Source organism: Nodosilinea nodulosa PCC 7104 (assembly GCF_000309385.1).
GTDB classification, from domain to species: domain Bacteria; phylum Cyanobacteriota; class Cyanobacteriia; order Phormidesmidales; family Phormidesmidaceae; genus Nodosilinea; species Nodosilinea nodulosa.
In genome coordinates this window covers 305806-332136 of sequence record NZ_JH976537.1, presented here as the reverse complement: position 1 = coordinate 332136, position 26331 = coordinate 305806, and the positions used below count along the sequence as shown (strand labels likewise).

At 54.9% G+C, this 26331-nt stretch carries 21 protein-coding genes, 1 tRNA gene, 1 pseudogene and 1 CRISPR repeat array; of the genes and pseudogenes, 7 read left to right on the top strand and 16 right to left on the bottom strand.

The genetic code is table 11. The features are described 5' to 3' along the window. A partial coding sequence (locus tag LEPTO7104_RS32280; RefSeq protein ID WP_017296746.1) for an IS630 family transposase occupies positions 1-665 on the bottom strand: 665 nt, incomplete at its 3' end. 313 nt (positions 666-978) lie between these two features. Continuing rightward, positions 979-4431 (bottom strand): annotated as a pseudogene (locus LEPTO7104_RS32275) (helicase-related protein). A 487-nt stretch (positions 4432-4918) separates the two neighbouring features. Between LEPTO7104_RS32275 and cas12k the strand changes: the two are divergent. Beyond that, on the top strand, positions 4919-6865 hold the full coding sequence (gene cas12k, locus LEPTO7104_RS0101360; protein ID WP_017296743.1) for a type V CRISPR-associated protein Cas12k: 1947 nt from the start codon (positions 4919-4921) through the stop codon (positions 6863-6865). 414 nt (positions 6866-7279) lie between these two features. Further along, positions 7280-7832: a CRISPR direct-repeat array (repeat unit 37 nt; unit sequence GTTGCCTCACCCTTCGAGGCATGGGAACGATTGAAAG). A 340-nt stretch (positions 7833-8172) separates the two neighbouring features. On the opposite strand, the gene LEPTO7104_RS0101355 is transcribed toward cas12k, so the two are convergent. From LEPTO7104_RS0101355 to crtI, 5 genes are all read right to left on the bottom strand, one after another. Beyond that, positions 8173-8245: transfer RNA gene (locus LEPTO7104_RS0101355), tRNA-Val, on the bottom strand. 130 nt (positions 8246-8375) lie between these two features. Next, on the bottom strand, positions 8376-8639 hold the full coding sequence (locus tag LEPTO7104_RS0101350; protein ID WP_264307657.1) for a hypothetical protein: 264 nt from the start codon (positions 8637-8639) through the stop codon (positions 8376-8378). Positions 8640-8641: 2 nt separating this feature from the next. Beyond that, positions 8642-9952 (bottom strand): aminopeptidase P N-terminal domain-containing protein, encoded by a 1311-nt coding sequence (locus tag LEPTO7104_RS0101345; protein WP_026072270.1) that lies wholly within the window; start codon positions 9950-9952, stop codon positions 8642-8644. 109 nt (positions 9953-10061) lie between these two features. Continuing rightward, the gene (locus LEPTO7104_RS0101340) at positions 10062-10826 is read right to left on the bottom strand and encodes an MBL fold metallo-hydrolase (RefSeq protein ID WP_026072269.1); all 765 of its coding nucleotides are present in this window, start codon (positions 10824-10826) and stop codon (positions 10062-10064) included. Between the two features lie 199 nt (positions 10827-11025). Further along, positions 11026-12675, bottom strand: coding sequence for a phytoene desaturase family protein (gene crtI, locus LEPTO7104_RS0101335; protein ID WP_017296739.1), 1650 nt, complete (start codon positions 12673-12675; stop codon positions 11026-11028). Between the two features lie 235 nt (positions 12676-12910). Here crtI and LEPTO7104_RS0101330 point away from each other — a divergent pair, with 235 nt between their 5' ends. Next, complete coding sequence (locus LEPTO7104_RS0101330) at positions 12911-13789, top strand: IS982 family transposase (protein WP_017296738.1); 879 nt, start codon at positions 12911-12913, stop codon at positions 13787-13789. Between the two features lie 341 nt (positions 13790-14130). Here the strand turns inward: LEPTO7104_RS0101330 and LEPTO7104_RS0101325 are convergent, their stop codons facing one another. The 7 genes from LEPTO7104_RS0101325 to prfB all read right to left on the bottom strand — a co-directional run bounded on the left by LEPTO7104_RS0101325 (position 14131) and on the right by prfB (position 18980). Beyond that, positions 14131-14706 (bottom strand): Uma2 family endonuclease, encoded by a 576-nt coding sequence (locus LEPTO7104_RS0101325; RefSeq protein ID WP_017296737.1) that lies wholly within the window; start codon positions 14704-14706, stop codon positions 14131-14133. 123 nt (positions 14707-14829) lie between these two features. After that, positions 14830-15435 carry an anthranilate synthase component II gene (locus tag LEPTO7104_RS0101320; RefSeq protein WP_017296736.1) on the bottom strand — a complete coding sequence of 202 codons (606 nt, stop codon included), beginning with the start codon at positions 15433-15435 and terminating at the stop codon, positions 14830-14832. A 20-nt stretch (positions 15436-15455) separates the two neighbouring features. After that, positions 15456-15914: a diacylglycerol kinase family protein gene (locus tag LEPTO7104_RS0101315; RefSeq protein WP_017296735.1), complete on the bottom strand. Its 459-nt coding sequence runs from the start codon at positions 15912-15914 to the stop codon at positions 15456-15458. A 71-nt stretch (positions 15915-15985) separates the two neighbouring features. Beyond that, entirely contained in the window at positions 15986-16504 is a 519-nt protein-coding gene (gene ybeY, locus LEPTO7104_RS0101310) for an rRNA maturation RNase YbeY (protein WP_017296734.1), read from the bottom strand. A gap of 3 nt (positions 16505-16507) precedes the next feature. After that, positions 16508-16705, bottom strand: a complete 198-nt coding sequence (locus LEPTO7104_RS0101305; protein ID WP_017296733.1) for a DUF3285 domain-containing protein — start codon at positions 16703-16705, stop codon at positions 16508-16510. Positions 16706-16799: 94 nt separating this feature from the next. Beyond that, entirely contained in the window at positions 16800-17777 is a 978-nt protein-coding gene (locus LEPTO7104_RS0101300; protein WP_017296732.1) for an isopenicillin N synthase family dioxygenase, read from the bottom strand. Positions 17778-17854: 77 nt separating this feature from the next. Continuing rightward, a protein-coding gene (gene prfB / locus LEPTO7104_RS0101295; RefSeq protein WP_155523471.1) for a peptide chain release factor 2 occupies positions 17855-18980 on the bottom strand; the annotation gives its coding sequence in 2 pieces (ribosomal slippage) (positions 17855-18904 and positions 18906-18980; 1125 coding nt in all). Between the two features lie 105 nt (positions 18981-19085). Here prfB and LEPTO7104_RS0101290 point away from each other — a divergent pair. Then, on the top strand, positions 19086-19460 hold the full coding sequence (locus LEPTO7104_RS0101290) for a four helix bundle protein (protein WP_026072266.1): 375 nt from the start codon (positions 19086-19088) through the stop codon (positions 19458-19460). Between the two features lie 108 nt (positions 19461-19568). On the opposite strand, the gene LEPTO7104_RS0101285 is transcribed toward LEPTO7104_RS0101290, so the two are convergent. Next, a complete protein-coding gene (locus LEPTO7104_RS0101285; protein WP_026072265.1) occupies positions 19569-20330 on the bottom strand; it encodes a hypothetical protein in 762 nt (253 codons plus the stop codon). A gap of 126 nt (positions 20331-20456) precedes the next feature. After that, on the bottom strand, positions 20457-21926 hold the full coding sequence (gene glmM, locus LEPTO7104_RS0101280) for a phosphoglucosamine mutase (RefSeq protein WP_026072264.1): 1470 nt from the start codon (positions 21924-21926) through the stop codon (positions 20457-20459). Positions 21927-22017: 91 nt separating this feature from the next. On the opposite strand from glmM, the gene LEPTO7104_RS32270 reads away from it, so the two are divergent. The 4 genes from LEPTO7104_RS32270 (at position 22018) to LEPTO7104_RS32260 (ending at position 26325) form a co-directional block, all read left to right on the top strand. Continuing rightward, positions 22018-22494 carry a DUF309 domain-containing protein gene (locus LEPTO7104_RS32270; RefSeq protein ID WP_017296727.1) on the top strand — a complete coding sequence of 159 codons (477 nt, stop codon included), beginning with the start codon at positions 22018-22020 and terminating at the stop codon, positions 22492-22494. 408 nt (positions 22495-22902) lie between these two features. After that, the gene (locus LEPTO7104_RS32265; RefSeq protein WP_017296726.1) at positions 22903-23754 is read left to right on the top strand and encodes a glycosyltransferase family 2 protein; all 852 of its coding nucleotides are present in this window, start codon (positions 22903-22905) and stop codon (positions 23752-23754) included. A 1039-nt stretch (positions 23755-24793) separates the two neighbouring features. Continuing rightward, positions 24794-25360: an acyltransferase gene (locus LEPTO7104_RS37780; protein ID WP_225886910.1), complete on the top strand. Its 567-nt coding sequence runs from the start codon at positions 24794-24796 to the stop codon at positions 25358-25360. A gap of 113 nt (positions 25361-25473) precedes the next feature. Then, a complete protein-coding gene (locus tag LEPTO7104_RS32260) occupies positions 25474-26325 on the top strand; it encodes a glycosyltransferase family 2 protein (protein WP_071527158.1) in 852 nt (283 codons plus the stop codon). Positions 26326-26331: the final 6 nt, after the last annotated feature.

The following is a 26331-nucleotide window of genomic DNA, read 5'->3' as shown; positions in this document are numbered from 1 at the left end:
CCTGGCTCCGCCCTCGCTGCGGGGCACCTACGTGGCGGTGAGTTCCCAATGCTGGACCATTGGCTCCAATCCTTTCGACGTGTCACTCTCAAACTAAAGCCACATTCATCCCAAAACCAGACCTGGAGCTTCTCTGGGGATTCTTTAGTAATTCTTAAATACTCCAACAGTTTTGCCTTGAAGAGTTTTCGCTTCTCTGGATCTTGCTTCTCCTCTAAGCTATATTTGGCCCAGAGGTAAACGTACTTTTTTGACTTGAGAATCCTCCTCACTTGACTCCCACTTAGCTGAATCCCGGTTTCTTGTTCTAAATATGTGGCGAGCCGAGCCGCCGTCCATCGACCAAATTCGTACCCCAATTCTTGAGGCTCTTTCTCAATGACATCCAATAATAAGTTGACATATTGATCGGTGGCCTTATGATAATTCCCATGCATTCGTTCATCGGTTAAACTGGCTAAGTCACTTGGATTTCCGTGGGCACACCAATGGGCTACTTTCCTTAAGGAGCAACCTAGAAAGTCTGCAATCTCTTGCTGTTTTCTGCCATCATTTCGCAATAGCAGAATTAGAATACGCTCACGAACGTCGGGATGCTCATGAAATTTAAGCTGCTTCTGCAATTCCTGTTTCTCTTCGGCCGTTAGGTAATTCTTGATTGGCATGTATAACTCACCAAAATACACTCCCTAATATGTAGTTTAGATGCTTAACAGCTTAGTCCAGTCCCATGTGCCAGAAGGCACAAAGCGAAATTCGCATAATGCTTCGACCAATGGTGGAGATTCAAGTCGTTCACCTATCGCCATTCGCTACTCCCGCGCAGTAGAAGTATATTTCTTCTAGTGTTCATCATAGTAAGCCTTGTCAAATAAAGAAATTTTCTATGCCTGATGGATCCATCCAACCCCCTCTCTTGTGAGAACTTAGCCTTGGCCAGATAGTATTGTCAGCGAGTGGGCATTGGGTCAGGAATCGTCAGGCTTCTCCTGCCTCTCGAATCTGCTTTTTCAGTTCCTGTAGCCCTACTCGATAGTGCTCAACCTTCACCACAGGCTCCCAGCCCATCTGGGCCGGGTCTTGAATCAGGTTTACCTCTGGTTGGGTGGCGCAGTTAAACACGACATACAACCAGTAATCTTGCCGCATCCGTTGGGCGGTTTTGTACTCATTAGCTGTTAACGCCACCTCCCCCACCTGCGATCGCCCCTTCACCTCAATAAACCGCACCGCAATAGCAGTCTTCGGATCCTCTGGGTGAGGCTTGCGAGAAATCAGGTCAAACCCTCGGTTCTCAGACTCCACACTCTCCACCTGCCAACCCCGTGCCTCTTCATAGGCAATGACCGCATCCACCGCAGCCTTCTCAATCTCCTCATTACTCACCATCGAGGCCATCTCGGGCGAATTGCGCTCTGGGTGGGGCAGCACCCAGGCCTGGCCATAGTGGCGAATATCTGCGATCGCACAGCTCTGCTCTTGCTCCAGCTCTGCCAGGCGCTTTTCTAGCCGTCCATTCAGCTCAAACAGGCGGTCTTCAGTCTGCTTCATCCGCCCATCCAGACCAGACTCCTGAGAGCCCGACTCCTTCTGAGACAGCAACTCCGCAAACTGGCACTGGACGCGATCGATAATCGCATTCAGGCTAATTTCCAAATGCTCCCGAATGGTGCTGACATCCTTCTGCCGCTCAGCCTGAATCTCTTCTGAAAATGGGCTCAATGCCTGCTCAATCAGCACTTGCTCAACCTAGTCTTGCCGGGGTAAACGGCTGTCATCGGGCACAGTCACCTTGGCTTCTCCCTTAGCATCCTTAGCCTTTTCCAAAGGCACCAAATCTAAAAACAATGTGGGCTGCTTGACCACCATCTGGCCGTCCATTTCCGTCTGCACCACAAACAATCGTCGATGCAGCACATGACTCCGGCCATCTTGGATTGCCGCCGAAAACACATCCAGCCGAGCCGGGTGCTCTCGCTTCAGATCGTAGAAGATAGCTCCCCGCCGCAGGTCATCCTGCACCTGATTAAATACATCCTCCCGCACCGCCTCAAACAACGGATGCCCAGGCGTTACCCACTCTAGGGTGGGGTCATCCTGGGTAAGCTCCTTGGCAAAGGCGACTTGCTTATACTCCTTACCCAACCGCCCCCAGCGAGGCTCTAGCTGATCGCCAATCGACCACAGAGACCGGGGCACTCGGCCAATGCGGTAAACGGGCCGCTTGCCCACGGCCTTGGGGAAGATGCCGCTAATAGGTGCCGCCTGAATAAAGAAATCGTGGATCACCTCCGGCACCAGTCGGCGTTCCTTCGCCTCTGCCGACTTACCAATCATCGACCCCAGGTTTAGCTCCCGCTTGGCTAACCCCTCCAAAGCCGATTCCGTCAGCCGTCGCAGGCGCTCTGTATCTACCTGCTCCACAATCCGGCTCTTGATCACGTCCTCGGTTAAATTGCGGGCATACATATCCCGCAGCATCTTCTCAATCTGGTTAGAAGGGAAAACGTCGCCCAGCACGTTAAATACCTTGCCCGTTCGCTCTGGATCCAAGTCATTCTCGATCGCCTTGACCCGCTCAAACAGTTTCCAAAAGACCCGCCCCTCGCGGGTGTTTGTAGAAACAAAATTGAAAATCAGGCAGTCTTTCTCCTGGCCATAGCGGTGGATGCGGCCCATACGCTGCTCTAGCCGCACCGGGTTCCAGGGTATGTCGTAGTTGATCATGAACCAGCAAAATTGCAGGTTGATGCCTTCCCCTGCGGCTTCGGTAGCTACCAGCACTTGGCAGTCTTCCCGAAACTCACGCTCTGAGTAAATGCGGGTATTGGGGGTGTCGCGATCGCCAACCTTCATGCCCCCATGGATTTGAGTGACGCTAAGCCGCCAATCCCGCAGCTTGCCTACCAAGAAATCTAGGGTGTCCTTGTGCTCGGTAAAAATGAGCAATTTCATCTTGGGGTCGCTGAAGATGCCCTGCTTGGTCAACGCGTCCTTTAGCTTCACCAGCTTGGACTCAACTTCTCGCTCTTCCAGATGCTTGGCCAGCTTAATCAAACGCTCAAGCTGAACAATTTCCTCCCGCAGGTCATGGGGGTTCACCGATGCCACTACGGATTCCAGATCGCTGAGGATTTTCTCTTGTTCTTCCTCCGTCAAGTCCTCAAAGTCATCGGGCCGCTTGCGGCTAATGACAGACTGTCGGTAACCCTCAGGGTCTTCCAATATCTTCTGTCGCTTGTCTCGCATGCGCTCCAGACTGCGCCGCACCGCGTAAATGCTAGAGGCAAACCGCCGCTGGAGCATGGCCATGGTGAACCCCAGGGCACGCCCCTTGGCCGAGTCATCCTGGGCGGCCTTGATGGACTGGTCTTCAACGTAGCGGGTCAGCTCATCATAAAAGTCCAGCTCATCTGAGTCGATTTTGAACTCAAGGGTGTCTACCCGCCGATTAGTGAACAGTTTCTTGGGCTTGCCCGTCTCCGGGTCTGGGAAAGTCACCAGCGCCTCTTTCACCCGCCGCAGGTAAAACGGCGCATTATTGCGGTGCATGGCCTCTTCCAGGCTGCTGACGTCGCCGTAGACATCGCGATCTAGCAGCTCAAGGAATAAACAGAAATTTTTCGGATCTCCTTTGTGGGGGGTAGCGGTCATCAGCAGGTAGTGATCGGTCAGATCCGACAGTTTTTCCCCCAGTTGGTAGGCCAGGGTCTTTTTGTCGGTACTGTAGGCGCTCATCTTGTGAGCTTCATCCACAATGATTAGGTCCCAATGCGATCGCAGCAAGCTCTCCTGAGCATCCTGAATCCGCGACACCCAAGATACTGAGGTCACCACCTGGTTGCGATCCTGCCAGGGGTTCATACCGTAGTTGGCCCGCAGCACGTCGCCCCGAATCACCTCAAAATCTTCGCGGAATTTGTCTTTCATCTCCCGCTGCCACTGGAACGTGAGGTTGGCGGGAGCCACAATCAGCGTCCGCTTAGCCAGCCCCCGAATTTTCAGTTCCTTCAGCAGCAACCCCGCCATAATGGTTTTTCCAGCCCCTGGGTCATCCGCCAGCAGAAAGCGAATCCGGGGCTGTTTGAGAAAATACTCATACACCGCCTCAAGCTGGTGAGGGAGAGGATCCACTCGGGCGATGGTCAGCGAAAAATAGGGGTCATACTCATGGGCTAATCCCAGACGCATGGCTTCAACCCCCAAGCGAAACCGCTGAGAATCTCCATCGAACGGTGCTTTATCAGGGCTTACCTCAAGCTGGGCAAGCTGCTCCCGCGTCAGGATCGGGGTATAGGTTTGATTGGTCGTCAACCCCTGACCAACAATCTTGATTGCATCACCGACCAGTTCTGCGACTAAGACCTTCACTGGCTCTGGGAAGAATCTGCCCTTGAGAACAGCGTTAGGCTTGATCTGGTCAGCACCAATCCCCTGTCTATTCGCGGCGGCGGGCTGCTCCGGCTCAGCAGAATCTCCATCTACCCAGCTACAAATCTGAGTCGCCAGAGATTCACTCAAGCTGTTGGCATCAATCACACCGCCCAGCTCAACAAACTGCCAATCAGCCGGTATTCCAGAGAATAGCGCTGTCAGTTCATCCTGGGACAGCTCATTAACACCGCTACAGTCGAGCACTGCAAATGCTTGACCAAGCAGGGTACTGACCGCCGTTAGGGCAGATTCGCCTTGGGCCAGCAAGTCCTGAAGTTGAAATTTAGGCTTGGTCATTCAGATGCGGCCTATGAGGGCATGCCTGCTTAATACTGCCCACTTTAGCCAGGCCAATCCGGCGAGTTTTGCAAACTTAAGAGGCAGTTAACACATTGCATCATTAAAACCTGAGGTTTGGGAACAAAGGCTATTGCGCCCTAAAGGAATAGTTGCATATATTTAGTTCAAATGAACTACTTTAGCTATGGCCCAAATCACAATTCAGTGTAGTTTGGTTGCGAGCGAAGCAACCCGCCAGTACCTTTGGCATCTCATGGCCGACATCTATACCCCATTCATCAACGAGATGCTGGTCAGAATAGGGCAGCACCCCAATTTTGAAGAATGGAACCAAAAAGGAAAAATTCCTGCCGATGTTTTTGAAGACCTGCGCAAAGCCCTAAAAGAGGATCCGGCTTTCCGGGGAATTCCAGGGCGCTGGTATCACGCTGGCCGAGATTTGGTTAAGCGAATCTACAAGTCATGGCTCACCAAGCGGCGGCGTCTGTACAGTCAGTTGGCTGGTCAAACCCACTGGCTCACCATCCTCCAGAGCGATGACGAACTCATAGCCGCCTGTAATCAAGACCTAGGGGTCATTCGAGCCGAAGCGGCAGCGCTTTTGGTCAAGGCTGAGGGTGCGGCACCTCCCAGCCCCAGTGCCAAAAAATCAAAAAAATCTCCTTGCCCCCAGAAAAAGGCTCAGAAGGAGAAATCTGCCCAACCCAGTAAAAGCCTCTATCCTTGGCTATTTGAGGCATACAAAACCGCAGAAACAGATTTGTCTAAGTGCGCGATCGCCTATTTGCTCAAGCACAACTGCCAGATTCCCACGAAGGCAGAGGATGCCAAGAAATTTCAGAAGCGCCGCCGCAAAGCCGAAATTCGAGTAGAACGGATCATTGAGCAGCTAGCCCGCACTCGGCTGCCCAAAGGGCGCGACTTAACCGATGAAAAGTGGCTTGACACCCTCAAGATGGCCGTCCAGCAAGTCCCAAAAGATGAAGCCGAAGCTGCTGCGTGGCAAGCTGATCTTCTTACAGATTCTAGCCCCCTACCTTTTCCCATAGCCTACGAGACCAACGAAGACCTAAAATGGTCTCAGAATGCTAAGGGACGACTCTGCGTGAGCTTCAATGGGCTAGCCGAGCATTCATTTGAGATCCACTGCGATATCCGCCAACTCCACTGGTTTCAACGCTTCCTAGACGATCAAACCATCAAAAAACAGGGCAGAAAATCACACTCTGCTGGTGCTCTAACGCTTCGCTCAGGCCGCATTAGCTGGCGATTAGACGCTGGCAAAGGCAACCCTTGGGATCGAAACCGACTGGTTTTGTTTTGCAGTGTCGATACCCTGCTCTGGACAAAGGAAGGTACCGAAAAAGCTAGTCAAGAAAAAGCCTCCAAAATTGCCCAGATGATCTCTGGTACAAAGGCCAAAGGCAACTTGACCAACGAGCAGGAAGACTCTGTTCGCAAGAAGGAAAAGACCTTAGCTCTGCTTCAGAACCCATTTCCCCGTCCTAGCCGCCCCCTCTATGAGGGAAGTCCAACAGTCCTCGCTGGGGTAAGCTTTGGCTTAGATAAGCCCGCCACTCTAGCTATCGTAGATATCACTACAGGCCAAGCCATTGCCTATCGAAGCATTCGACAACTGCTTGGCGACGATCATAAGCTGCTCAACCGGCAGCGCCAGCGCCAACGGAAAAAGGCCCAGCTACGGCGCAGCAAACAGCTGAAGTTTGCTCCCAACCGCATTTCTAAGGAAGGCTTAGGAGACCAGATCGATTCGCTAATCGCAAAAGCTATTGTCCAAATTGCTCAGCAGTACAACGCCAGCAGCATAGTGCTCGGTGACCTAGCCAACATCCGCGAAATCATCGAGAGCGAGGTCAAGGCTAAGGCAGAGCAAAAGACGACCCTTAAGGAAATCCAGGCTAAATACGCCCTAGACTATCGCACCAGCATTCACCGTTGGAGCTACAACCGGCTAGCTCAAAAGATTGAAAGCAAAGCTCTGCAAGCAGGGCTATCAGTGGAAACGATCAAACAACCCCTTACAGGTAGTCCTCAGGACAAGGCACGGGAGGTCGCGATCGCAGGGTTTCAAGCACGAAACGTCAGGAAAATCCTTGACACTGGTTCATAGGTACTATTATGCTGTTCCTAGCGCCGCAGCTCATGCCAGTAATGGCCAATGTGTTGTGCTAAATGCGAGCTGATTTGACTGCCTGTTAAGCAGTCTTGCTTTCTGGCTCAGGTGACTGTCCACCCAAAGATCGTTGGTGCGCTGGCGATTAGAGGGCACGGGTTCCGTAGTGATGGTTACCGCTTACACCTCCGATCAAGGAGGAATCCACCCAAACCCTAAATTTGGCAAACCTAAGCAAGGGCAAAATCCCTGGAGGGTTTGTCAAAAGCGTGAAGCATATGCTGTCTAAGACTTTCAGCCTATTGGCAAGAGTTAAAGTAGCACTTAAGACAACTTGATTTTCCTTGCAAGCTGACCTTTGCCAAAAAGGGCTCTTAAAAGCTTGCTGAATCAGGGTTACAGCTCCCAGGGGTTGCCTCACCCTTCGAGGCATGGGAACGATTGAAAGCACTCAGCGGGAAGGTCGCCATTACCTGCACCACGGAGTTGCCTCACCCTTCGAGGCATGGGAACGATTGAAAGGCGTCTCATTTCGCGATCGTCACCGATCGCGGCGGTTGGGTTGCCTCACCCTTCGAGGCATGGGAACGATTGAAAGAAGGATGCAGCGATCCCCTCATCCTGTAGGGACTCGTTGCCTCACCCTTCGAGGCATGGGAACGATTGAAAGCCACCAATAGGTTTGGTTCGGGTCAGTCACAAGCCGTTGCCTCACCCTTCGAGGCATGGGAACGATTGAAAGTCCGCATCCACATCCTCGCTGGCAGCTTTAATCAGAGTTGCCTCACCCTTCGAGGCATAGGAACGATTGAAAGAGAGAGGTGGCTATAAAGCCTTTGGTCTTTCCCACGTTGCCTCACCCTGCAAGGCATGGGAACGATTGAAAGATGTAATGCTCAGAGCGATTCACCTGGTCAATACTCGGAGGTTGCCTCACCCTTTGAGGCATTTGAACAATTAAAAGGTCTCTAGCAAACGTGGGACTTGGCTAGGCGCGGTATTCGGCTGCCTTACACTTTGAGGCACAAGAACAATTGAAAGCTTTCCAAGGCAATCTTTCCAAAAGTCTCGCAGTCTCAATCTGAAGGCCAGGCAATACGTTTGATCTCTTGGCTTATACTGTACACAGGTGGATTGAAAGGAGCGCCTGCCTTACAACGGCATAAAGGCGACATATAGCGCGTTAACGATCAGTAAAAACGCCTTGACGACAGAAATCTGTTAAAAACGACAGGTAAACCGTTAAAACGACACGAATCTGTTAACGATGACAAGCAATCTGTTATTCGACACAAGTACACATATGGGCGATACTGGACTCGAACCAGTGACATCCTGCTTGTAAGGCAGGCGCTCTACCAACTGAGCTAATCGCCCGTGCTGCATTTGCAGTTTTTTATATTACCAGAGCATGGAGCAGTTTTGGTCAATTCTGGAATGGATTCTCATTCCAAGGCAGCTCCCGATCGCCCTGCGGACTTACTGGCATACTGTCGGCCGTGGCGGCTCAGCGTTTACCCTCAAAGTTCTGATACCAAACCCAGTTGCCCGCTACCGTTATGGCCAGAGCCACCCCGCCCCCAACCCAACCCAGGATTGGGTTGTAGCCGCTGCGGGCGAGGTTGGTCATCCACAGATGGGTTAGATCGTTGCCCACAACCCTGTCGGCGATCGCAGGAAACAGATACATCATCGCCGCTCCCACAATCAGCCACCCCACCATGGAGGCCAGGAGAAACATCGTTTTTGCCGTCGATTGGCTACCGATCATCACTAACGCTCCATCTCCTCCAGGGTTTTAGGCACCGCCGCTGTCAGCACCTCGCAGCCCCCCTCAGTAACCATCACATCGTCTTCAATGCGAATGCCGATACCGCGCCAGCGATCGTCAATCTGGGGCTGGCCCTCCACCGGCTCGTAGGTGGGGGAAATATAAATTCCCGGCTCGACAGTGACCACGTTGCCGACTTCAAATGGCTTCCAGGTTTTGTCGGGGTTCCGCAAAATGCCCGCATCATGCACGTCTAGGCCTAAAAAGTGGCCGGTGCCGTGCATGAAAAAGGCCTTGTGCTTTTTCTCTTCGATCAGGGTGTCGATGTTGCCCGCCAGCAGGCCCAGCTCTACCAGCCCCTCGGTGATCGTGCGGGTGGCGGCATCGTGAAACTCGTTGAAGGGGGCACCGGGTTTGACGGCGGCGATCGCCCGCAGCTGTGCCTCCAGCACCAGCTCGTACAAAATCCGCTGCTCGTCGCTAAAGCGCCCCCCCACCGGGAAGGTGCGGGTGATGTCGGCGTTGTAGTAGTCCACCGCGCAGCCCGCGTCGATCAGCAGCAGGTCGCCCTCCCGCATCTGGCAGGTGTTTTCGACGTAGTGCAGAATGCAGGCGTTGACCCCCGAGGCCACAATTGAGGTATAGGCTGGCCCCATGGCCCCCTCCAGGCGAAAGATGTGCTCCATTTCGGCCTGAATTTCGTACTCGTAGCGGCCCGGTCGAGCGATGTCGCGGGCGTGGTTGTGGGCCTTGGCCGAAATTGCGATCGCCCGCCGCAGCGATTCCAGCTCCTCCGCCGACTTCACCCGCCGCAGGGTCTGCATCATCAGCGTGGCGTCTTCGATCGCCACCGGGCCAGTGCCGCGCTTGTAGTAGGTGGCCAGCAGCCGCTGCCAGTGGCGCATCACCCGGTTGTTCAACGTCTGGTCGTGGCCGAAGTGGTAGTAGAGGCGATCGGCCCGCTCCAAATACTTGGGCAGGTGCTCATCGAGTTCGGCAATTGGGTAAACCTGATCGGCTCCGAGCTGTTCCTTAGCTTTCTCGACCCCGACCCGGTAGCCCGACCAGGTTTCTTTTTCAGGATCTTTGGGCCGCACAAACAGCACAAACTTGTGCTCGTCGTGGTGGGGGGCCAGCACCGCTACGGCTCCTGGCTCGTTAAAGCCTGTCAGGTAGTAGAAGTTGCTGTCCTGACGAAAGGGATAGTCCACATCGTTGTGCATCACCGCCGGAGGGGCACTGGCGAAGATGGCGGTCCCCCCGCCGATGAGGTCCATTGCACGTTGACGACGGTGGGCGTAGGGAGTGGTCATGGGCCGATAGACAGAAGCGAAGGGCAGCGGGCGAGAAACCGGGTTTCCTTGATCAAATGCTAAGGGATATTGACGATTGCCGCAGAAATCCGGTTTCTGCCTCGGTGGTTTAAGCCGTGGGGTACTGGTAGACCTGAATCCGCATGCCCTGGCTGGGCAAATCGCTGGGGCGGATGACCAGCGAACCGCTGCTGGCGCGAGTTACCGGGGTGCCCTGCATCAGGCTCAAAAACTCATCGACCGGAGCCAGTTCGCAGCTGTCTCCGGCAGCGGTGGTCAAATAGTGGGTTGGAATCACGATCTTGGGCTTCAGTACCTGCACGGCCTGCACGGCCTCGGCGGCGGTATAGGCCTTGGGGCCACCCCCCACGGGCACCAGCATGATGTCCGGGCGACCCAGCAAAATCTGTTCTTCTACCCCCAGCGGAGCGGCGGCTCCGCCCATGTGAACGATGGTGACGCCACCCTGGGTCCACTTCCACACGGTGTTGGTGCCAAAGCGGCGGCCTCCCTCGCGATCGTGGGGGGTGAGAATGCCCTGGATCCGCAGATCGTCAAAGTCGTAAACCCCCGGATCGGTGAGCACTCGGGGCTCGCCGGGCAGGTCATTGAGGTAGCCTTCGTCAAACAGGCGGCTGCTGATCATCACAATGTCGGCGGCCACTGCTGGCGACGGAAAGCCCGCCGTGCAGCCAATCTGGCGGAACGGGTTGACCAAAATTCGCCTGCCCCCGCCGGTAAACAAAAAGGCGGTGTGGCCCAGGCTCCGAATGGTGACCCCTGACGTCTGAGCCTGGGCCTGACTGCGCATCCCTAACGCCAGAACAGTCCCCAATCCTGCCCCGGTGTAGCCCAGTAGTTGTCGCCGTTTCATGACTCTCTCACTCCCGCACAGTACGTATAGCGTCGGCTAGCCTAGTGTAGACCGTGACCTGCCGGTTTATTGCCTAAATTTGAGCCAGCCCCGCAACTGGCCATGCCTGATGCTGGCTTTTGGCTGTTGCAGGCTTGAGCGGTGCAATGCGGATCTCTAAACCTCAAATCGCGATCGCGACTTGTGCCGCGAATGCGCCCTACGCTGGTTGCGGGCTGAGTTCTGAGCTGGCCTTGCCGCTGATAACGTCGTCGGAGACGCCGTAGTCTTCGGCCACCAGGCGAGCGGTGATTTTAGCCGACATCATCACGCTGGGGGTGCCCGCACCGGGCTGGGTGCCCGCGCCGACCAGATACAGTCCCTTCACGTCCTCGCTGCGGTTGTGGGGGCGGAAAAAGGCCGACTGCACCAGCAATGGCTCAAGGCCAAAGGCATTGCCCACATGGGCGTCGAGGGTGTTTTCAAAGTAGTCGGGGGTGATGTAGCTATGGCACACCAGCCGCTCTTTGAGATTGGGCAGGTAGCCGCGCTCGTCGAGGAAATCAAAAACGATATCGCGCAGGCGATCGCCCACCTCATTCCAGTCAAGGCCCGACTTGTTGTTGGGCATAGGCACCAGAGTGTAGGCGGCGTGATGACCGGGAGGAGCCAGCGACGGGTCGGTAAGCGTCGGCAGGTGCAGGTACTGGGAAAAATCTTTGGGTAAGATCTTGCGGCCAAAGATGTCCTTTAGCAGTTCCTCATAGCGGGGACCGAGAATGATGGTGTGGTGGCGCAGCTTTTCGGTCTCGTTGCCGTCGGCCTTGAAGCCAAAGTAGATCACAAATACCGACATCGACTGCTGGGTCAGCTTTACCCGCAGATCGCTGTTCCAGAAGCGGTACTGGGGCTCGATTAGTTTGCCGTAGGTGGTAGCCCAGTCGGCGTTGGAAACCACGACATCGGCCTCCATGGTCAGTCCGTCGCCCAGGGTCACGCCCGTAGCCACCTTCTTGCCATCCTGGCGGGTGACATTGATTTTGGTTACCGGGGCGTTGTATTTAATCTGGCCGCCCAGATCCTCAAACTTTTTCACAAAGCCCTGCACCAGCGCCCCGGTGCCGCCCATGGCAAAGTGAATGCCCCAGGTTTTCTCCACGAAGTGAATCATGGCGTAGATGGCGGGCACCGACAGGGGGTTGCCGCCTACCAGCAGCGGCTCGAAGGTGAAGACCTGGCGCAGCTTGTCGCTCTTGAAGTAGCGGCTGCTAAAGCGGAACAGGTTGCGCACGGCGTCGAGCTTGAGCAGGTCGGGGGCAACCTTGAGCATGGTGCCGACGTCGCCAAAATGGGTGTAGCCCAGCTCTAAAAAACCCCGCTCAAAGATAGCGCGCGACTGCTCGTGGAAGCGTTCATAGCCCTCCAGGTCACCCGGTTCGCCCAGGGCGAGAATCTGCTCGCGGGTGTGGGCTTCGTCGCCGTCGTAGTCGAAAAAGGTGCCGTCGTCGAAGTAGATGCGGTAGAAGGGCAAAATCGGCACGATCTGCACGTATCGGCTGGTGTTGGGGCCACCCGAAACCCCTTCTTTGATGCGCTTGTTCTCATCGACAATGGTGGAGGGGAAATCGTCGGAGGTCAGGTCGGCGCGATCGCGCTCCAGCGAAAACAGCTCTTCAATAAAGTGGGGCACCGTAATCACCGTCGGCCCCATGTCAAAGGTAAAACCCTGCTCGCGACGCACGTAAGCCCGTCCGCCGGGGGCGTCCAGCGCTTCGACAATGGTGGTGTCAAACCCCAGGCTTTGCAGGCGAATACCCATGGCCAGCCCGCCAATACCCGCACCAATCACGATCGCCTGCTTGCGGCCCATGCTCGACTCCTGAGAGATTCTGTTACAAACGTTAATAACCACTTCATATCTTACTACCCCAACCTGAGTTCGGGATAAGGAAAGGAGGGGCTCTGTAAGCTGATATAGCTGTAGCCAGTCTGGTTAAGACATGTCTCCTATGACCGTTCAAACGTTTGAACGGTCATAGGGTTCCTGGATGTCCTAACCAACGTGACTATGGCTATATCACGTAAATGATTCAGCAGGCCCCCCTATGGATAGTCTAGAAGAGCTGTTTTGCCACATTGATGATTTCTGCTGTCAGTTCGAGCCGAAATGGCACCAGATGCTGCTGGGTGAAGGCGTTCAACACCGTCAGCGCCAGCGATCGCTGAGCTTAAGCGAGGTGATGACAATCTTGGTGTGCTTCCACCAGCAGCACTATCGCAACTTCAAGGCGTTCTACAACAAGCATGTCTGCGTGCACTGGCGAGAGGCCTTTCCTGGCCTGGTCAGCTATCACCGCTTTGTGGAGTGGATGCCGTCGGCTCTGCTGCCCTTATGCGTGTACCTGAAGCACTGTTTTGGCGCTTGTAGCGGCATCAGCTTTATCGATAGCAGCAGCCTCAAGGTGTGCCACAACCGTCGGATTCGACGCCACAAGGTGTTTCGCGGCCTGGCGGCTCGGGGCAAAACCTCAGTTGACTGGTTCTTTGGCTTCAAGCTCCACCTGGTGGTTAATGACCAAGGGGAGTTGCTCAACATCCAAATCACGCCGGGCAATACCGACGACCGCAAGCCCGCCTGTGACTTGCTTCAAGGCCTCTATGGCAAGGTCTTTGCTGACCGGGGCTATGTCTCCAAAGCACTGGCAGAACGCCTCTTTGAGACCTGTGGCATCGAGTTCTTTGCCAAACCCAGGCGCAACATGACAAACCACTTGATGCGGCTCACCGACAAGTTACTGGCCCGCAAGCGCGCCATTGTCGAAACCGTCATTGACCAGCTCAAGAACATCTCCCAGATTGAGCATTCCAGGCATCGCAGCCCTACCAACTTCATGGTCAATGTCATCTGTGGCTTGATTGCCTACTGCCATCAGCCCAAGAAGCCTTCCCTCAATCTTGACTTCGCTCTTCCTCCATCGGCTTAACCCGAACTCAGGTTACCCCAGGTTCTTTGCACGCCGCCTCGGAACGCGATGGCAAGGAATATTGGGTTTTAGAGCTGTAGCTAGTTTGGTTAAGACAGGTCTCCTAGGAACGTTCAAACGTTTGAACGTTCCTAGGGTTTCTGGATGTCCTAACCAACGCGACTATGGCTATACCTAGCGCTGCTGAGCCATCGCCACTACGGCATCTACGTTAAGCCATCCAGCGCTCTAAGGATGGGTAGCGGGTCAGCACTAGCGCAGATAATGGGCAGCTCTGGACCTTGCCATGCCCATATACGCCTCACCACAGGAAAGCATCGTTATCGAGCGATTATTTAACCTTAACCCCGGACCGCAAACAGGCGGGCAACTTGCAGCGCAAACCCTGGCAGCAGGGGTGAAGTAACCGTGTCCTGAGCCAAGAGGGTGGCCGTTAAAACAAGCTGGGCCTGCTCACGGCGATAGATTTCTATCCGCTGGGCGGTGCGATCGACAATCCAGTATTCCGACACGCCTTGAACAGAGTAGAGCTTGAGTTTGGCGGAACGGTCGCGCTCTTCGTTGGTTTTACCCGGCGAGAGCACCTCCACAACCAGTTCTGGTGCGCCCTGAAAGTGTCCAGCCTCGTCCTGAATTTGAGCAATGCGCTCATCGCTGCCCCACGCGACATCAGGCGATACATTATCTGAGTCAGAGAAAATTAGTCCCGGCATGATCGATGCCTCACCCGAACCAGTGCCTACAGCCCAGGCATCCAGAGCGGCGAAAATGCGGCCCGCTAGCTGCTGATGCTTGTGGTGGGGCGACCTGGTCACAAACAGTTCTCCATCGATAATCTCGTAGCGAACCCACTCGTTCTCAGGCAGCGCTTCGATGTCTTTCGTGGTCCAGCGAACTGGGCTTTTGGCAACGCTCATAGCTGAGAACCCCGGAAAAGCTGTAGCTTTAATTGTAGCTGTGGGTCGGCTGGGATGAGGGTGTGCCCCCCTGACAAGAGAATCAGCTAGATTTTGCAAAGTAACTATCGGGAACCATCGTCCCTACGCTGTGACGGGCACTGGCAGCGACACCAAAAAATTCCGCAAAATCTCCATACCCGCTTCGGTGAGAATGCTTTCGGGGTGAAACTGCACCCCCTGCATGTGGGGATAGTCGCGATGCTGTACACCCATAATGGTGCCGTCTTCGACCCAGGCGGTAATTTCGAGAACATCGGGGCAGGTGTCGCGATCGATTACCAGGCTGTGGTAGCGGGTGGCCAGAAAGGGATTCTCTAGACCGGCGAAGACCCCTTTGCCGGTGTGGTAAATGGGAGAAGTTTTGCCATGCATGAGTTCGGCGGCGCGCACCACGTTACCGCCAAAAACCTGACCCATACTCTGGTGCCCCAGGCACACGCCCAGGACGGGGACTGTGGGACCAAGCTTTTCAATAATGGCTAGGGAAACCCCAGAGTCGTCGGGAGTGCCAGGGCCGGGGGAGATCACAATGCCGTCTGGCTTGAGGGCAACAATCTCGTCCACCGTGATTTCGTCGTTGCGAAACACCTGTAGGTCGCTCGCCATGGGTAGCTCGGTGCCCAGTTCGCCCAGGTACTGCACCAGGTTGTAGGTGAAGCTGTCGTAGTTATCGATAATAAGGATCATGGCGGCAGCAAAAAATAAAGCTAAAGGAGCTGTAGCAGCTGCCACAGAGGGGGCAGCAGCAGACAGGCGGCGATCGACAGGGAAATCAGGGCCGAAATCAAAACGGCGGCGGCGGCGCAGTCTTTGGCAATCTTAGCGAGTTCGTGGTAAGTCTGCTGTACCGTGAGGTCAACCACCGATTCCAGAGCGGTGTTAATCAGCTCCAGGGTGAGCACGACGCCGCAGGTAAGGATAATCACCGATAGCTCTACCGGGGCCAGGCGCAGGGCGATCGCCAGCCCCACCGCCACACTGCCGACCACCACGTGAATGCGAAAGTTGCGCTGGGTACGGAAGGCATAGGCCACCCCCTGCCAGGCATATCTAAAGCTCACCAGTAGGTTAGTGGCCACGCGCCAGGAGAGCGATCGGCTGACCGAGTCGAGGTTGCCCTCGGACACCGGCACCACCGACTCAGATTTTTCGCTATAGAGAGTCATAGATACTGTTGATAGAGGCGATCGGGCAATATGCCCCTATACCGTACCGTGGAGAATGAATCAGGGCCAATTTAGCCTACTTTTTCAGACTTTAACCCAACGGCGGTGAGGAGGACGCTCTGTTTATCTAGCATGGCGACCAGGCTGGGGTCGTCGGGGTGATCCCAGCCGAGCAGGTGCAAAAACCCGTGGGCGGCGAGCCAGGCGGTTTCCCAGCGCAGCGAGTGGCCCGCCTCGGCAGCCTGACGGGCAGCGGTGTCGAGTGAAATAATAATGTCGCCTAAGTACAAGGGCTCTGTAGCTAACAGTTCATCCGCCACGGGAAAGTCATTCTCCAGGGCCGCAAAGGAAAGCACATCGGTGGGCTGATCGAGCTGGCGAAACTGCTGGTTGAGGGCGGCAATTTCAGCGTCGGTGGTCAGCTTGAGCGCTAGTTCGTAGGCCCCAATCGGTGACCCTTCTAGCGCCATCTGCTGGCCCCACTGAGTAAACCAGCGCTCCCACTCGTCGTTGGTGACCACCGCACTGTCAGGGTGGTCGGTTTCTAGGGCCACCTCAAGGGTGGGCAGCGAAGACGTCGGAGTTGCCATTGGTTAACGGGTCAGGTAGGCCAAACCCACCAGCAGGCTCAGCAGCGCGGTCACGGTCAGCGAAAAGTGGAACAGCGACTTGCCGCCCTTTTTGACCATGTTGCGCATGGCCAGTTTGACAAAGCTGGGGGGCGCTTCGGCAGGTGCAGAAGATGGCTGATCGGTGGTAGCGGGGTCTAGGGTCGATTGGTCCTGACTCATAGGGAACGCTCCAGTGCGAGATAGTTTTAATGTACCGGGTTTTTGGGGTAGGTAGGGTAAGGGCGATCGCCTTCCTTTGCACCACCTTTCTGCCTCAATAGGTGGCCTGCAACCGGCTTAACAGGTAGTCTCCAGCGGCAATCGGCGGGTAACGGGGCGGCTGGTCTGGCCCCTGACAGGTGGGCAGGCAGCTAATCAGGGCATCGGCATCGGGCTCACAGAAAAAGGCGATGGAATAGCGGTCTCGCTGGGCCTTTTCGCCCTGGGGTAGGCTGACTCGATGCCTGGTCGAGCGAAACACGCCGTTGCTCCAGCGCTCGGTCAGATCGCCCGTGTTAATCAGCACGGCACCGGGGATCGCTGGGGCCGCAATCCAGTTTCCCGCAGCGCTGAGCACTTCAAGGCCGCCGACATCATCCTGAAACAGCAGAGTCAGGGTGCCGTAGTCGGAGTGCTCCCCGGCCCGAATTTGCCCTGGTTTAGGGGATACATTCAGGGGCGGGTAGTGCAGTAGCCGCAGGGTGTAGTTTTGAGCTCTGTGGTGGGCGACGATAAACTCCTCTGGCATGTCCAGCGCCAGGGCAAAAGCGCGAAAAATTTTGGCGGCAGCCGTAGCGCAGGCGTCAAAGAACTCGGTTAGCGTAGTGCGAAAGTCGGCGGGTTGGGCGGGCCAGCGGTTCTGCACCAGCGCCGCGTCTTCAGTGGCGATCGCGGCAGAGTCCATCTCTCGGCCTAGGTTGAAGGCTTCTTTGAGATCGCCGGGCTGGGTTTCGTCGAGCCGCTCGCGCTCCAGGCCAATGTAGCCCCGGTTGCTGACCTCGCTCGACCAGGCGATCGCCTGTTTCTGGGCCAGTGGCAGGGCAAAAAACTGCTGCGACTGGGCAAAGGCCGCCGCGATCGCCCCCTCGGGAATGCCGTGGTTGGTCAGGTAGAGAAAGCCCACCCCATGACAGGCGCGATAGATGTCAGCCGCCACCTGGATCTTGCCCACCGGATCGTCGGTGAGAAAGGGCGAAAAATCGATCAGGGGAATCTCAGTTTGCATGGTTACGGCTTTGCCACCTGACTGCATAACGTCCTCCTTGTCGAAGGATGCTCTGGTGGTGGGCACTTCCCACCCGACGGTGACTCTAGGGTACCGGCTGGAGCTTAAACGGTCTGCTCCTGGAGAACCTGATTTTCCTGGCGCAGGTAGGCCTGAATAAAGGCTTCTAGATCCCCAGCCATCACGTCGTCGATCGCAGTGGTCTCAACCCCGGTGCGCAGGTCTTTGACCAGCTGGTACGGGTGAAACACGTAATTGCGAATCTGGGCACCCCAGCTCGCTTCTACCATGTCGCCGCGAATTTCGGCGATCGCCTGGGCCTGCTGCTCCTGGGCAATGATCAGCAGCTTGGCCTTGAGAATAATCATCGCTTTTTCGCGGTTTTGCAGCTGCGATCGCTCCTGGGTACAGCGCACCGAGATCCCTGTCGGCAGGTGGGTAATGCGCACCGCCGTTTCAACTTTGTTGACGTTCTGACCGCCCGCCCCGCCCGATCGCGAAGTCTTGATCTCCAGGTCTTTTTCGGGAATCTCCAGCTCGATATTCTGATCGAGAATCGGCATGATTTCGACCCCGGCGAAGCTGGTCTGGCGCTTGCCGTTGGCGTTGAAGGGCGAAATTCTCACTAGGCGGTGAGTCCCTTTCTCGGACTTCAGGTAGCCGTAGGCGTAGCGCCCGGTGATCTCCAGCGTGGCCGACTTCAGCCCCGCTTCCTCACCCTCCGATATTTCCACCAGGTGCACCTGATAACCCTGGCGCTCGGCCCAGCGGGTGTACATGCGCAGCAGCATCTCACCCCAGTCCTGGGCATCGGTGCCGCCCGCCCCAGCGTTGATGGTCAGCACCGCGCCTTTTTTGTCGTAGGGGCCAGCTAGCAGCTGCTGGAGTTCCCACTGGTCGAGTTCTTGGCTTAGACGAGTGACGGTGCCCTGGGCTTCCTGAAAGAGGGCTTCGTCGTTGTCCTCCTGCAGCAGCTCAAGAATGGCGGCGGTGTCGTCGAGGTTGGCCTGCCAGGTGGTGAGCTGGGTCAGGTTGGCCTTGTAGTCGCTCAGCTCCTGGAGGGTGTCCTGGGCTTTGCTCTGGTCATCCCAAAAGTCGGGCTGGGCCGCCAGCTGTTCCAGGTCCTGAATTTTGGCTTCGAGGGCAGGAATGTCAAAGATAGTCCTGGGTCTTACCCAGGCGATCGGTGAGCGTCTCAAGTTCACGCTTGAGGTCAGTGGTGTCTAGCATGGTGTGCTGTGGTGGACTGGAAGATCACTATAGCGGATGTTGACGAGGGGCGGTGGAGGGGCATTCAGAGGTGGGGAGTTCAAAATTCAAAATTCAAGGTTCAAAATGGTTCAGGTGACAAGGCCGATTACAGAGCGGACGTTTGAGTTTGCGGTGCGGATCGTGAAACTGTGCCAGACATTAGGGACGATGTCAGTTATTAATCAGCCGTTGGTGAGACAGTTGATTCGGTCAGGTACATCGGTGGGAGCGAATGTGGAGGAGGCTCAGGCAGGGCAGAGTCGGGCAGATTTTATTCACAAGATGGAGATTGCGCTGAAGGAGCTGCGAGAGACTCGCTACTGGCTACGCTTACTGGTGGCAACGGACTTGGTAACAGAGGCGAGATTGACAGGACTGATTGATGAGTCGGAAGAGTTGGTAAGGGTGATGTCGAAGATTGTGGTGAGTGCGAAGGAGAGGGGGAAGAGTTCAAAATGAAAAATTCAAAAATGTTGATCAGCCTCCTATTTTTGAACTTTGAATTTTACACTTTGAACTGACAAGCTAACCTTGGCAAACACTCAATTCATCCACCTTCCCACCCTCCTACGCCGCTTTGAAGAAGCGAATGATCTCGCGGACGTGTTCTAGGAACTGGCCGTCGGCGCTGAGCTGGGCGATCGCCTGCTGCCCCTCCAGCGCGAGCCGCTGGTGCTCCGCCTGGTTGGTTGCTACCAGCGTTGTGACTTCCGTAGCGAGAGCCGTGAGATCCTGCCGCAGGGCCTGGCGCTGGCGCTGCTCGGTGGCGGCCCATGAGGCGGGGTCATCGGTGTCGAGCTGAGCGGTCAGGGTTTTGATCTGGCTTTCGGCCTGGGTGAGGCGATCGCGCAGCCACACCACATCTTCGCGCGGGTACGTAAACTGCTGCTGAATGGCGGCAATGCGGGCGGCGAAGTACTGGTAGGTGCGAACTGCGGGGCGCAGGCCGCTGAGCAGTAGAGCGGCGGCAGAGCCCCAGTAGCCCAGTTGGCTAACGCCCGTGCTGGCGAGCAGATAGAGCCCCAGGGCGGTGATCAGGTGCAGGGCTAGCACCAGGCGCAGCGACCAGCGGGCCAGCGATCGCACGTAGCCCACCTGGCGATCGTCCACCGCAATACCGTTTTCCGCCGACAGAGCCGCTTCGCTGATCGCCTCTTTAGCCTCAAAGTAGATATTCCAGGGTATGGTGGTCAGCGTCAGCAGCCAGCCAAAACTGGCCAGGCCCACCACCCAGTCGGCAAAGTTACCTACCGGAATTTGCCACCACTGAGCCAGGCCAAACATGCCCAGCAAAATTATCACCAGCACCAAACTGAGCAAGCTCGCCATCATCACCGGGCTCCAAATGCAATAGGGACAGATAGCCAGGAAACGTATTTCCCGCTATCTGCCCCCATAGTGGCGAGTAAATTTGACCAAATCCCCGGCGCTATACCGGTTTTTCAGGTGTTACTTCTACACGGCTAGATGCTGAGTGACCGCTTGCACGATGTGCTGGGTCCAGCGATCGACTAGACCTGCATCAATGGCTTCAACCATCACCCGAATCACCGGCTCGGTGCCGGAGGGGCGCACCAGCACCCGGCCTTCGTCGCCCATGGCCTGCTCAGCCGCATCAACGGCCTGGCACACCGGGGCGCAGTCTTGCCAGTGGAGGCGGCGATCGCGATCGACCACTTTCACGTTCTGGAGTTTTTGGGGATAGGTCCGAAAGCTGTCATCTACTAAAGCCGCCAGCGACCCACCCAGGCTTTGCACCAGGGTCGCCAGGTGCAAAGCCGTGAGAATGCCGTCGCCCGTGAGGCTGTAGTGGTGGCAGAGAATGTGGCCCGACTGCTCACCGCCCAGCTTGGCCCCGCGACTGACCATCTCGCTGTAGACATGCTGATCGCCCACCTGGGTACGCACCAGGGTGCCGCCCAGCTTTTCCCAGGCTCGCTCAAAGCCCAGGTTGGCCATTACCGTCGAGATCAGGGTGTGGTTAGGCAGCCGCCCCTGCTCTTGCAGGCGCTTGCCCCAAAAATAAAGAATGTAGTCGCCATCGACCACGCGGCCCTGGGCATCGACTGCCATCACCCGGTCGGCATCGCCGTCGAAGGCAAAACCCAGGTCGGCCTGGTGCAGCGCGATCGCAGCCTTGAGCGGTTCCAGGTGGGTCGAGCCGCAGTCTACGTTAATGCGATCGCCGTCGGGGGCACCGTGCAAAGCAATCACCTCGGCCCCAGCTTCCATAAACACCTGCTCGGCCAGTCGAGTAGCCGATCCCCAGGCCATATCCAGCACTACCCTCATGCCCGCTAGGTCAAGACCGGGCTGGAGAGGCTCGTGCAAAAAGCTGGCATAGCGGTTCACCAACTCGGGCCGATAGTAGCACTGGCCCCAGGTGCTGGCCGCCATCGCTGTCCCCTGTCCCCGCAGGGCCGCTTCGATAGTTGCCTGCACAGTACTCGATAGCTTGGTGCCGTCGCCGCCAAAAAACTTGATGCCGTTGTCAGCCGGGGGGTTGTGGCTGGCCGAAATCATAATGCCCCCCAGGGCCTGGCAAGACTCCGCCAGGTAGGCCACGGCCGGGGTCGGACACAGCCCAATGTGCCAGACATCCAGACCAGCGGACGTTAGGCCCGCCGATAGGGCTGTAGCCAACATATGCCCCGAGGTGCGAGAGTCTTGACCCAAAATGATAGGCCCGTCGGCCAGCCCCTGGGCCTGCATGACCTGCCCGGCCCAGTAGCCAATTTCCATGGCCAGCGGAGCAGTCAGCAGATCGCCCGCTCTGCCGCGAATGCCGTCAGTACCAAACAGCGGTCCAGGGGGCAGTGACATTGCGGCCAAACCCTGGACAAATGGCTCAGTCGCTGTGGAGTTGTTGTCGTTTTGCTGCTCCAGGGGTGCCGTGCCCGTGGGTCTTACCGGAGAACTAACCATAGTAATTTTCCTCACACCTCACACTCACAGTGGAGGATAGCACCTCTGCCTTAGGATGGAACTATCCCCCTAGGCCAGTTCCGCCATTTGTATGGCCACTTATAGCTCTACCGAAAGTGTTGATCCCCGCCTGGAAGAGGGCATTGCTCTGTTTAATCAGGGCGAATATTACCGCTGCCATGACGTGCTCGAATCAATCTGGATGGAGGCTAACACCTTAGAGAAGCCGTTTTATCAGGGTATTTTGCAAATTGCCGTAGGGCTGTACCACCTGGGAAACCACAACTGGCAGGGAGCGTCTATTCTCCTGGGAGAGGGGGTAAATCGACTGCGTCCTTTTGAGCCAGCCTATGCTGGAGTAGATATCGCTCGCCTGGTGGACTGCGGCTGGGCCTGGTTAACAGTCCTGCACCAAACTGGTCCCGATCGCGTTCAGGAGGTGGCAGATGCAGTAGTCCAAGCCCAGGGCAAACCGCCAGAGGGTGATGATTCAAATCCTGTAGTTGTGATCGCCGGAGCCGATCACCCTCTACCTGCCCTGTATCTCTATGGCCAAAGTCAGGCTTAGGCCACAGCCAGTACCGCAGATTGTGTAAAGCGTCATAGTCATTCGGAGCGATTTCCAGTAAGGTTCCTGTGGGTGTGCTTACAAATGGCCTAATCTTCATAGAGACTCTATAGAAAGATCTCTATGAAGCCTGCTTGGATAGCTATGCTGTGAGCATCTGGTTTTTCTGCCCTATGGATCCTTAAAACCGTGAGATGTCTTGAAAGAATGGGCCTAGAAATCTCTATCTTCCGACTGATAGGGTCTATGGTAGCCCAGGGCTACGATTGGTCACTGAGTGCCGATAGTTACACCAAGCCTTGCTATTTCCCTACGGGCCTAACCAAAGATATTTAGAAAGATGATTGTAAATGACAGAGTCCTGCGATCGCAGGACACCTACCTGTATTCCCCTAAACAATTGACACTATGAAAATAAGCGTTGTTATTCCCTGCTTTAATGAAGCTCCGCTCATCGGGCAGCAGCTAGAGGCTCTAACTAAACAAACTTTGGCCCCCTACGAGGTGATTGTGGCCGACAATGGCTCCACCGACAACAGTCGCGCCGTTGTAGAACAGTACCGCGATCGCCTGCCAGGACTCAAGCTTATCGATGCCACAGGGGTACAAATGGCCTCCTACGCCCGCAACGTAGGAGCTAAGGCGGCCACTGGAGAATACCTGGCCTTTTGCGATGCCGATGACGAGGTCGACGAAGAATGGGTTGAAGCTCTGGGCCGCGCCTTTGTCGACCACAGCTTCTTAGCCTGCTGCATTGACCATAAAAAGCTCAACAAAAATGGTGTAAATACCCCCGAGAATCAAGGGCTACAAAAGTTTAGAACGCCCTTTTATCCCTTTGCTGGGGGTTGTGCACTGGCTATTCGCAAAGATGTCCACGACGCTGTGGGAGGGTTTGATGAAACCATCCCACACCTAGAGGACGCCGACTACTGCATTCGCGTGCAGATGGCTGGCCATACGCTGGTCTTCGTACCGGATGCGGTAGTGCACTACCGCCACGGTACGGGTACTGAGCAGTCATTTATAGAGTCCCAGCGGTTGACCTTTCACAAAGCCCACAATTGGGGCTACGGGCTTGCCACCCTATACCTGCGCTACCGCGAAAAGGGTATGCAGCTTCACGGAATAGCGCCGCGTCTGGTGCTGATTCCCCTCTGGATGCTGCGGTTTATAGGATCCGGATTTAGGTCTAGTCACAGTCTTTGGCGCTTGGGCTGGCACATGGGAGTGGTCAATCGGTTGCTTGCCGGGCTGTAGCTCAATGCCGCCAGAAGGGCTAGTTCTCCTCGTTAGAAAATAGTTCAAAAGGGGCAGGGTGCCGTGAAGTAGGCCTTGTTCTGCAAGAGATATTGTCGCAGTCAACTTTAGAAAATCATTACTACAAGCTCTTTTGCTTCATATAAGATTTATAAAAGGATACAATTGCTAACGCTACTATCTTAGACAGATGTAATCATCTTTTGAGATTTAGTAGAGAAGACGCATGTTTCACGTCTCGCCCGCCTCTAGCTTGATTAGTCCCCCATAGCGACTTGTGTTTCCCCGGTCTCTACGGGCAATAGCAAAGTTCCGGCAGGTTTGATGCCAAGTTTTATTATTGAGAAACTTAAGTCGGTTGAGTTGGCAGGGCTATCTGGCATGAGAAGCAAGTACGTTGTAAATATCGGCACACTTTCATTTCAAGCCTTTTCACTACTGAGTCCCCCCTAAATAATTCTAGGCATCTAAGAATTTTAGCTTAAGCTTTATCTTTCCGGGAAATCAAGTCGATGCTTTAGCATTCTGTTTGGACTTGATTGAAATCTAGTCCATCATAGTTTATGTAAAAGCACTGGGCTTTGAAACTTTAGAATGGTCTGCTCACGCTACCCCTAAAGGCTCATCGGGGTGTTTCAGAGCATTTTTAAATCATTTCTTCTAGCGTAGGACTTTCCCTAGGTTTACCTATTTATTGATTCAAACTTGGGTTGGTCAATGAAGGCTTGATTTACTAATTAGAAAGAAAAGGCATCCGGCAAACCAAGAGAAGTTCAACCCGTGTGGTGAGTTAGAAAAACTGCCGCATAGAACTCTCTCAAAGTGACTTTGCTAGAGTCATCATGTTTTCTAGGCATTGAGTGCTTAGGAATGGCATTTCCTGCACCTGAAATACGGAATCTTTGCTGCCAATACTGAAAGAAAAATGGCTATTTTTAACATTCTAGGTAAGACTTTCTTGTTGTTCCATAGTGTGTTCAATAGAATCCGCTCTGCCGCCTTACTCACAAAGTTTAAGTCAGTAGGACCGGGTAGCCGAGTGGAGTGGCCTTTAAAAGTTTCTGGAGGAAAATATATAACCCTAGGGGAAAATGTATATATTGCCTGGAATGGCTGGTTGTTTGGTAATAATCACTATGGTGATCAACATTTTACACCTGAAATTCTAATTGGCGATGCTACCTACGTTGGTAATGCCTGCCACATTGTGGCGTGTAATCGAGTTGAGATTGGGAAAGGCGTATTGATTGCCGATCGATGCTATCTATCGGACAACTTGCATGATTACCGAAATATTGATTGCGCAATTAGGGATAACGAGTTACTAGTTCTTGGTGAAATTAATATCGGAGATGATAGTTGGATTGGTGAGAACGTCTGTATATACGGTCCTGTTACTGTTGGAAAACACTGTGTTGTGGGTGCTAACAGTGTCTTGACAAAGAGTATTCCTGATTACTCTGTTGCTGTCGGAACTCCCGCACGCGTAGTCAAACGCTATGATTTTATGACCCAGCGATGGCGCAAGACAGATGAAAACGGAAACTTTATTCAAGAGCAACTTTATTCAAGAGCTTTTGGTAAAGAGATGAGCGGAGATGCTTAAGCTTTGACTTGATGGATTTGCTGCTTATTGCCCTAAACGTAGTGCATGGAGCGACGAATTATAAACGGAGAGCACCGCGATCGTAGGTTATTTATTTATCTTGAGTTGTCATTATGAAAATAAGCGTTGTTATTCCTTGTATTAATGCTGGAGCGGTAATTGATCAACAGCTTGAGGCTTTGACAAAGCAAACCGTCGCCCCCTATGAAGTGATCGTGGCTGATAATGGCTCCACCGACAATAGTCTTGCTGTAGTTGAACAGTACCGCGATCGCCTGCCCCGCCTAACGGTAATCGATGCCGCTAGGGTCAAGGGCGCTTCCCACGCCCGCAACGCGGGGGCTAGAGCTGCCTCCGGCGTCTACCTAGCCTTTTGCGACGCCGATGACGTCGTCGATCAAGGATGGCTGGAGGCACTGGGGCAAGCCTTCACCCGTTCCGATTTTCTAGCCTGCCGTGCTGACAACGAAATGCTCAATTCGGGCGCTGTCAATACCCCAGAGAGCGAGGGCCTGCAAAACTTTAGAACGCCTTTTTATCCCTTTGCCGGAGGCTGCGCACTGGCCATTCGCAAAGATATCCACGACGCTGTGGGAGGGTTTGATGAAACCATCCCACACCTAGAGGACGCCGACTACTGTATTCGCGTACAGATGGCTGGCCATACCCTAGTCTTTGTACCGGATGCGGTAGTGCACTACCGCCACGGTACGGGTACTGAGCAGTCATTTATAGAGTCCCAGCGGTCGACCTTTCACAAAGCTCACAATTGGGGCTACGGGCTTGCCACCCTATACCTGCGCTACCGCGAAAAGGGTATGCAGCTCCACGGAATAGCACCGCGTCTGGTGCTGATTCCCCTCTGGATGCTGCGGTTTATAGGATCCGGATTTAGGTCTAGTCACAGTCTCTGGCGCTTGGGCTGGCACATGGGAGTGGTCAATCGACTACTCAAGGCGTCCTAGACTATA

What these genes read in the sequence shown, in the direction of transcription:
- LEPTO7104_RS32260 (WP_071527158.1), top strand. Translation starts at nt 25,474, where the DNA reads ATGAAAATAAGCGTTGTTATTCCTTGTATTAATGCTGGAGCGGTAATT.
- LEPTO7104_RS0101320 (WP_017296736.1), bottom strand. Translation starts at nt 15,435, where the DNA reads ATGATCCTTATTATCGATAACTACGACAGCTTCACCTACAACCTGGTG.
- LEPTO7104_RS0101345 (WP_026072270.1), bottom strand. Translation starts at nt 9,952, where the DNA reads ATGACCACTCCCTACGCCCACCGTCGTCAACGTGCAATGGACCTCATC.
- LEPTO7104_RS0101290 (WP_026072266.1), top strand. Translation starts at nt 19,086, where the DNA reads ATGGTTCAGGTGACAAGGCCGATTACAGAGCGGACGTTTGAGTTTGCG.
- LEPTO7104_RS0101350 (WP_264307657.1), bottom strand. Translation starts at nt 8,639, where the DNA reads ATGATCGGTAGCCAATCGACGGCAAAAACGATGTTTCTCCTGGCCTCC.
- LEPTO7104_RS32270 (WP_017296727.1), top strand. Translation starts at nt 22,018, where the DNA reads ATGGCCACTTATAGCTCTACCGAAAGTGTTGATCCCCGCCTGGAAGAG.
- LEPTO7104_RS0101300 (WP_017296732.1), bottom strand. Translation starts at nt 17,777, where the DNA reads ATGCAGTCAGGTGGCAAAGCCGTAACCATGCAAACTGAGATTCCCCTG.
- LEPTO7104_RS32265 (WP_017296726.1), top strand. Translation starts at nt 22,903, where the DNA reads ATGAAAATAAGCGTTGTTATTCCCTGCTTTAATGAAGCTCCGCTCATC.
- glmM (WP_026072264.1), bottom strand. Translation starts at nt 21,926, where the DNA reads ATGGTTAGTTCTCCGGTAAGACCCACGGGCACGGCACCCCTGGAGCAG.
- cas12k (WP_017296743.1), top strand. Translation starts at nt 4,919, where the DNA reads ATGGCCCAAATCACAATTCAGTGTAGTTTGGTTGCGAGCGAAGCAACC.
- LEPTO7104_RS0101315 (WP_017296735.1), bottom strand. Translation starts at nt 15,914, where the DNA reads ATGACTCTCTATAGCGAAAAATCTGAGTCGGTGGTGCCGGTGTCCGAG.
- crtI (WP_017296739.1), bottom strand. Translation starts at nt 12,675, where the DNA reads ATGGGCCGCAAGCAGGCGATCGTGATTGGTGCGGGTATTGGCGGGCTG.
- LEPTO7104_RS0101340 (WP_026072269.1), bottom strand. Translation starts at nt 10,826, where the DNA reads ATGAAACGGCGACAACTACTGGGCTACACCGGGGCAGGATTGGGGACT.
- LEPTO7104_RS0101330 (WP_017296738.1), top strand. Translation starts at nt 12,911, where the DNA reads ATGGATAGTCTAGAAGAGCTGTTTTGCCACATTGATGATTTCTGCTGT.
- LEPTO7104_RS0101325 (WP_017296737.1), bottom strand. Translation starts at nt 14,706, where the DNA reads ATGAGCGTTGCCAAAAGCCCAGTTCGCTGGACCACGAAAGACATCGAA.
- LEPTO7104_RS0101305 (WP_017296733.1), bottom strand. Translation starts at nt 16,705, where the DNA reads ATGAGTCAGGACCAATCGACCCTAGACCCCGCTACCACCGATCAGCCA.
- ybeY (WP_017296734.1), bottom strand. Translation starts at nt 16,504, where the DNA reads ATGGCAACTCCGACGTCTTCGCTGCCCACCCTTGAGGTGGCCCTAGAA.
- LEPTO7104_RS0101285 (WP_026072265.1), bottom strand. Translation starts at nt 20,330, where the DNA reads ATGGCGAGCTTGCTCAGTTTGGTGCTGGTGATAATTTTGCTGGGCATG.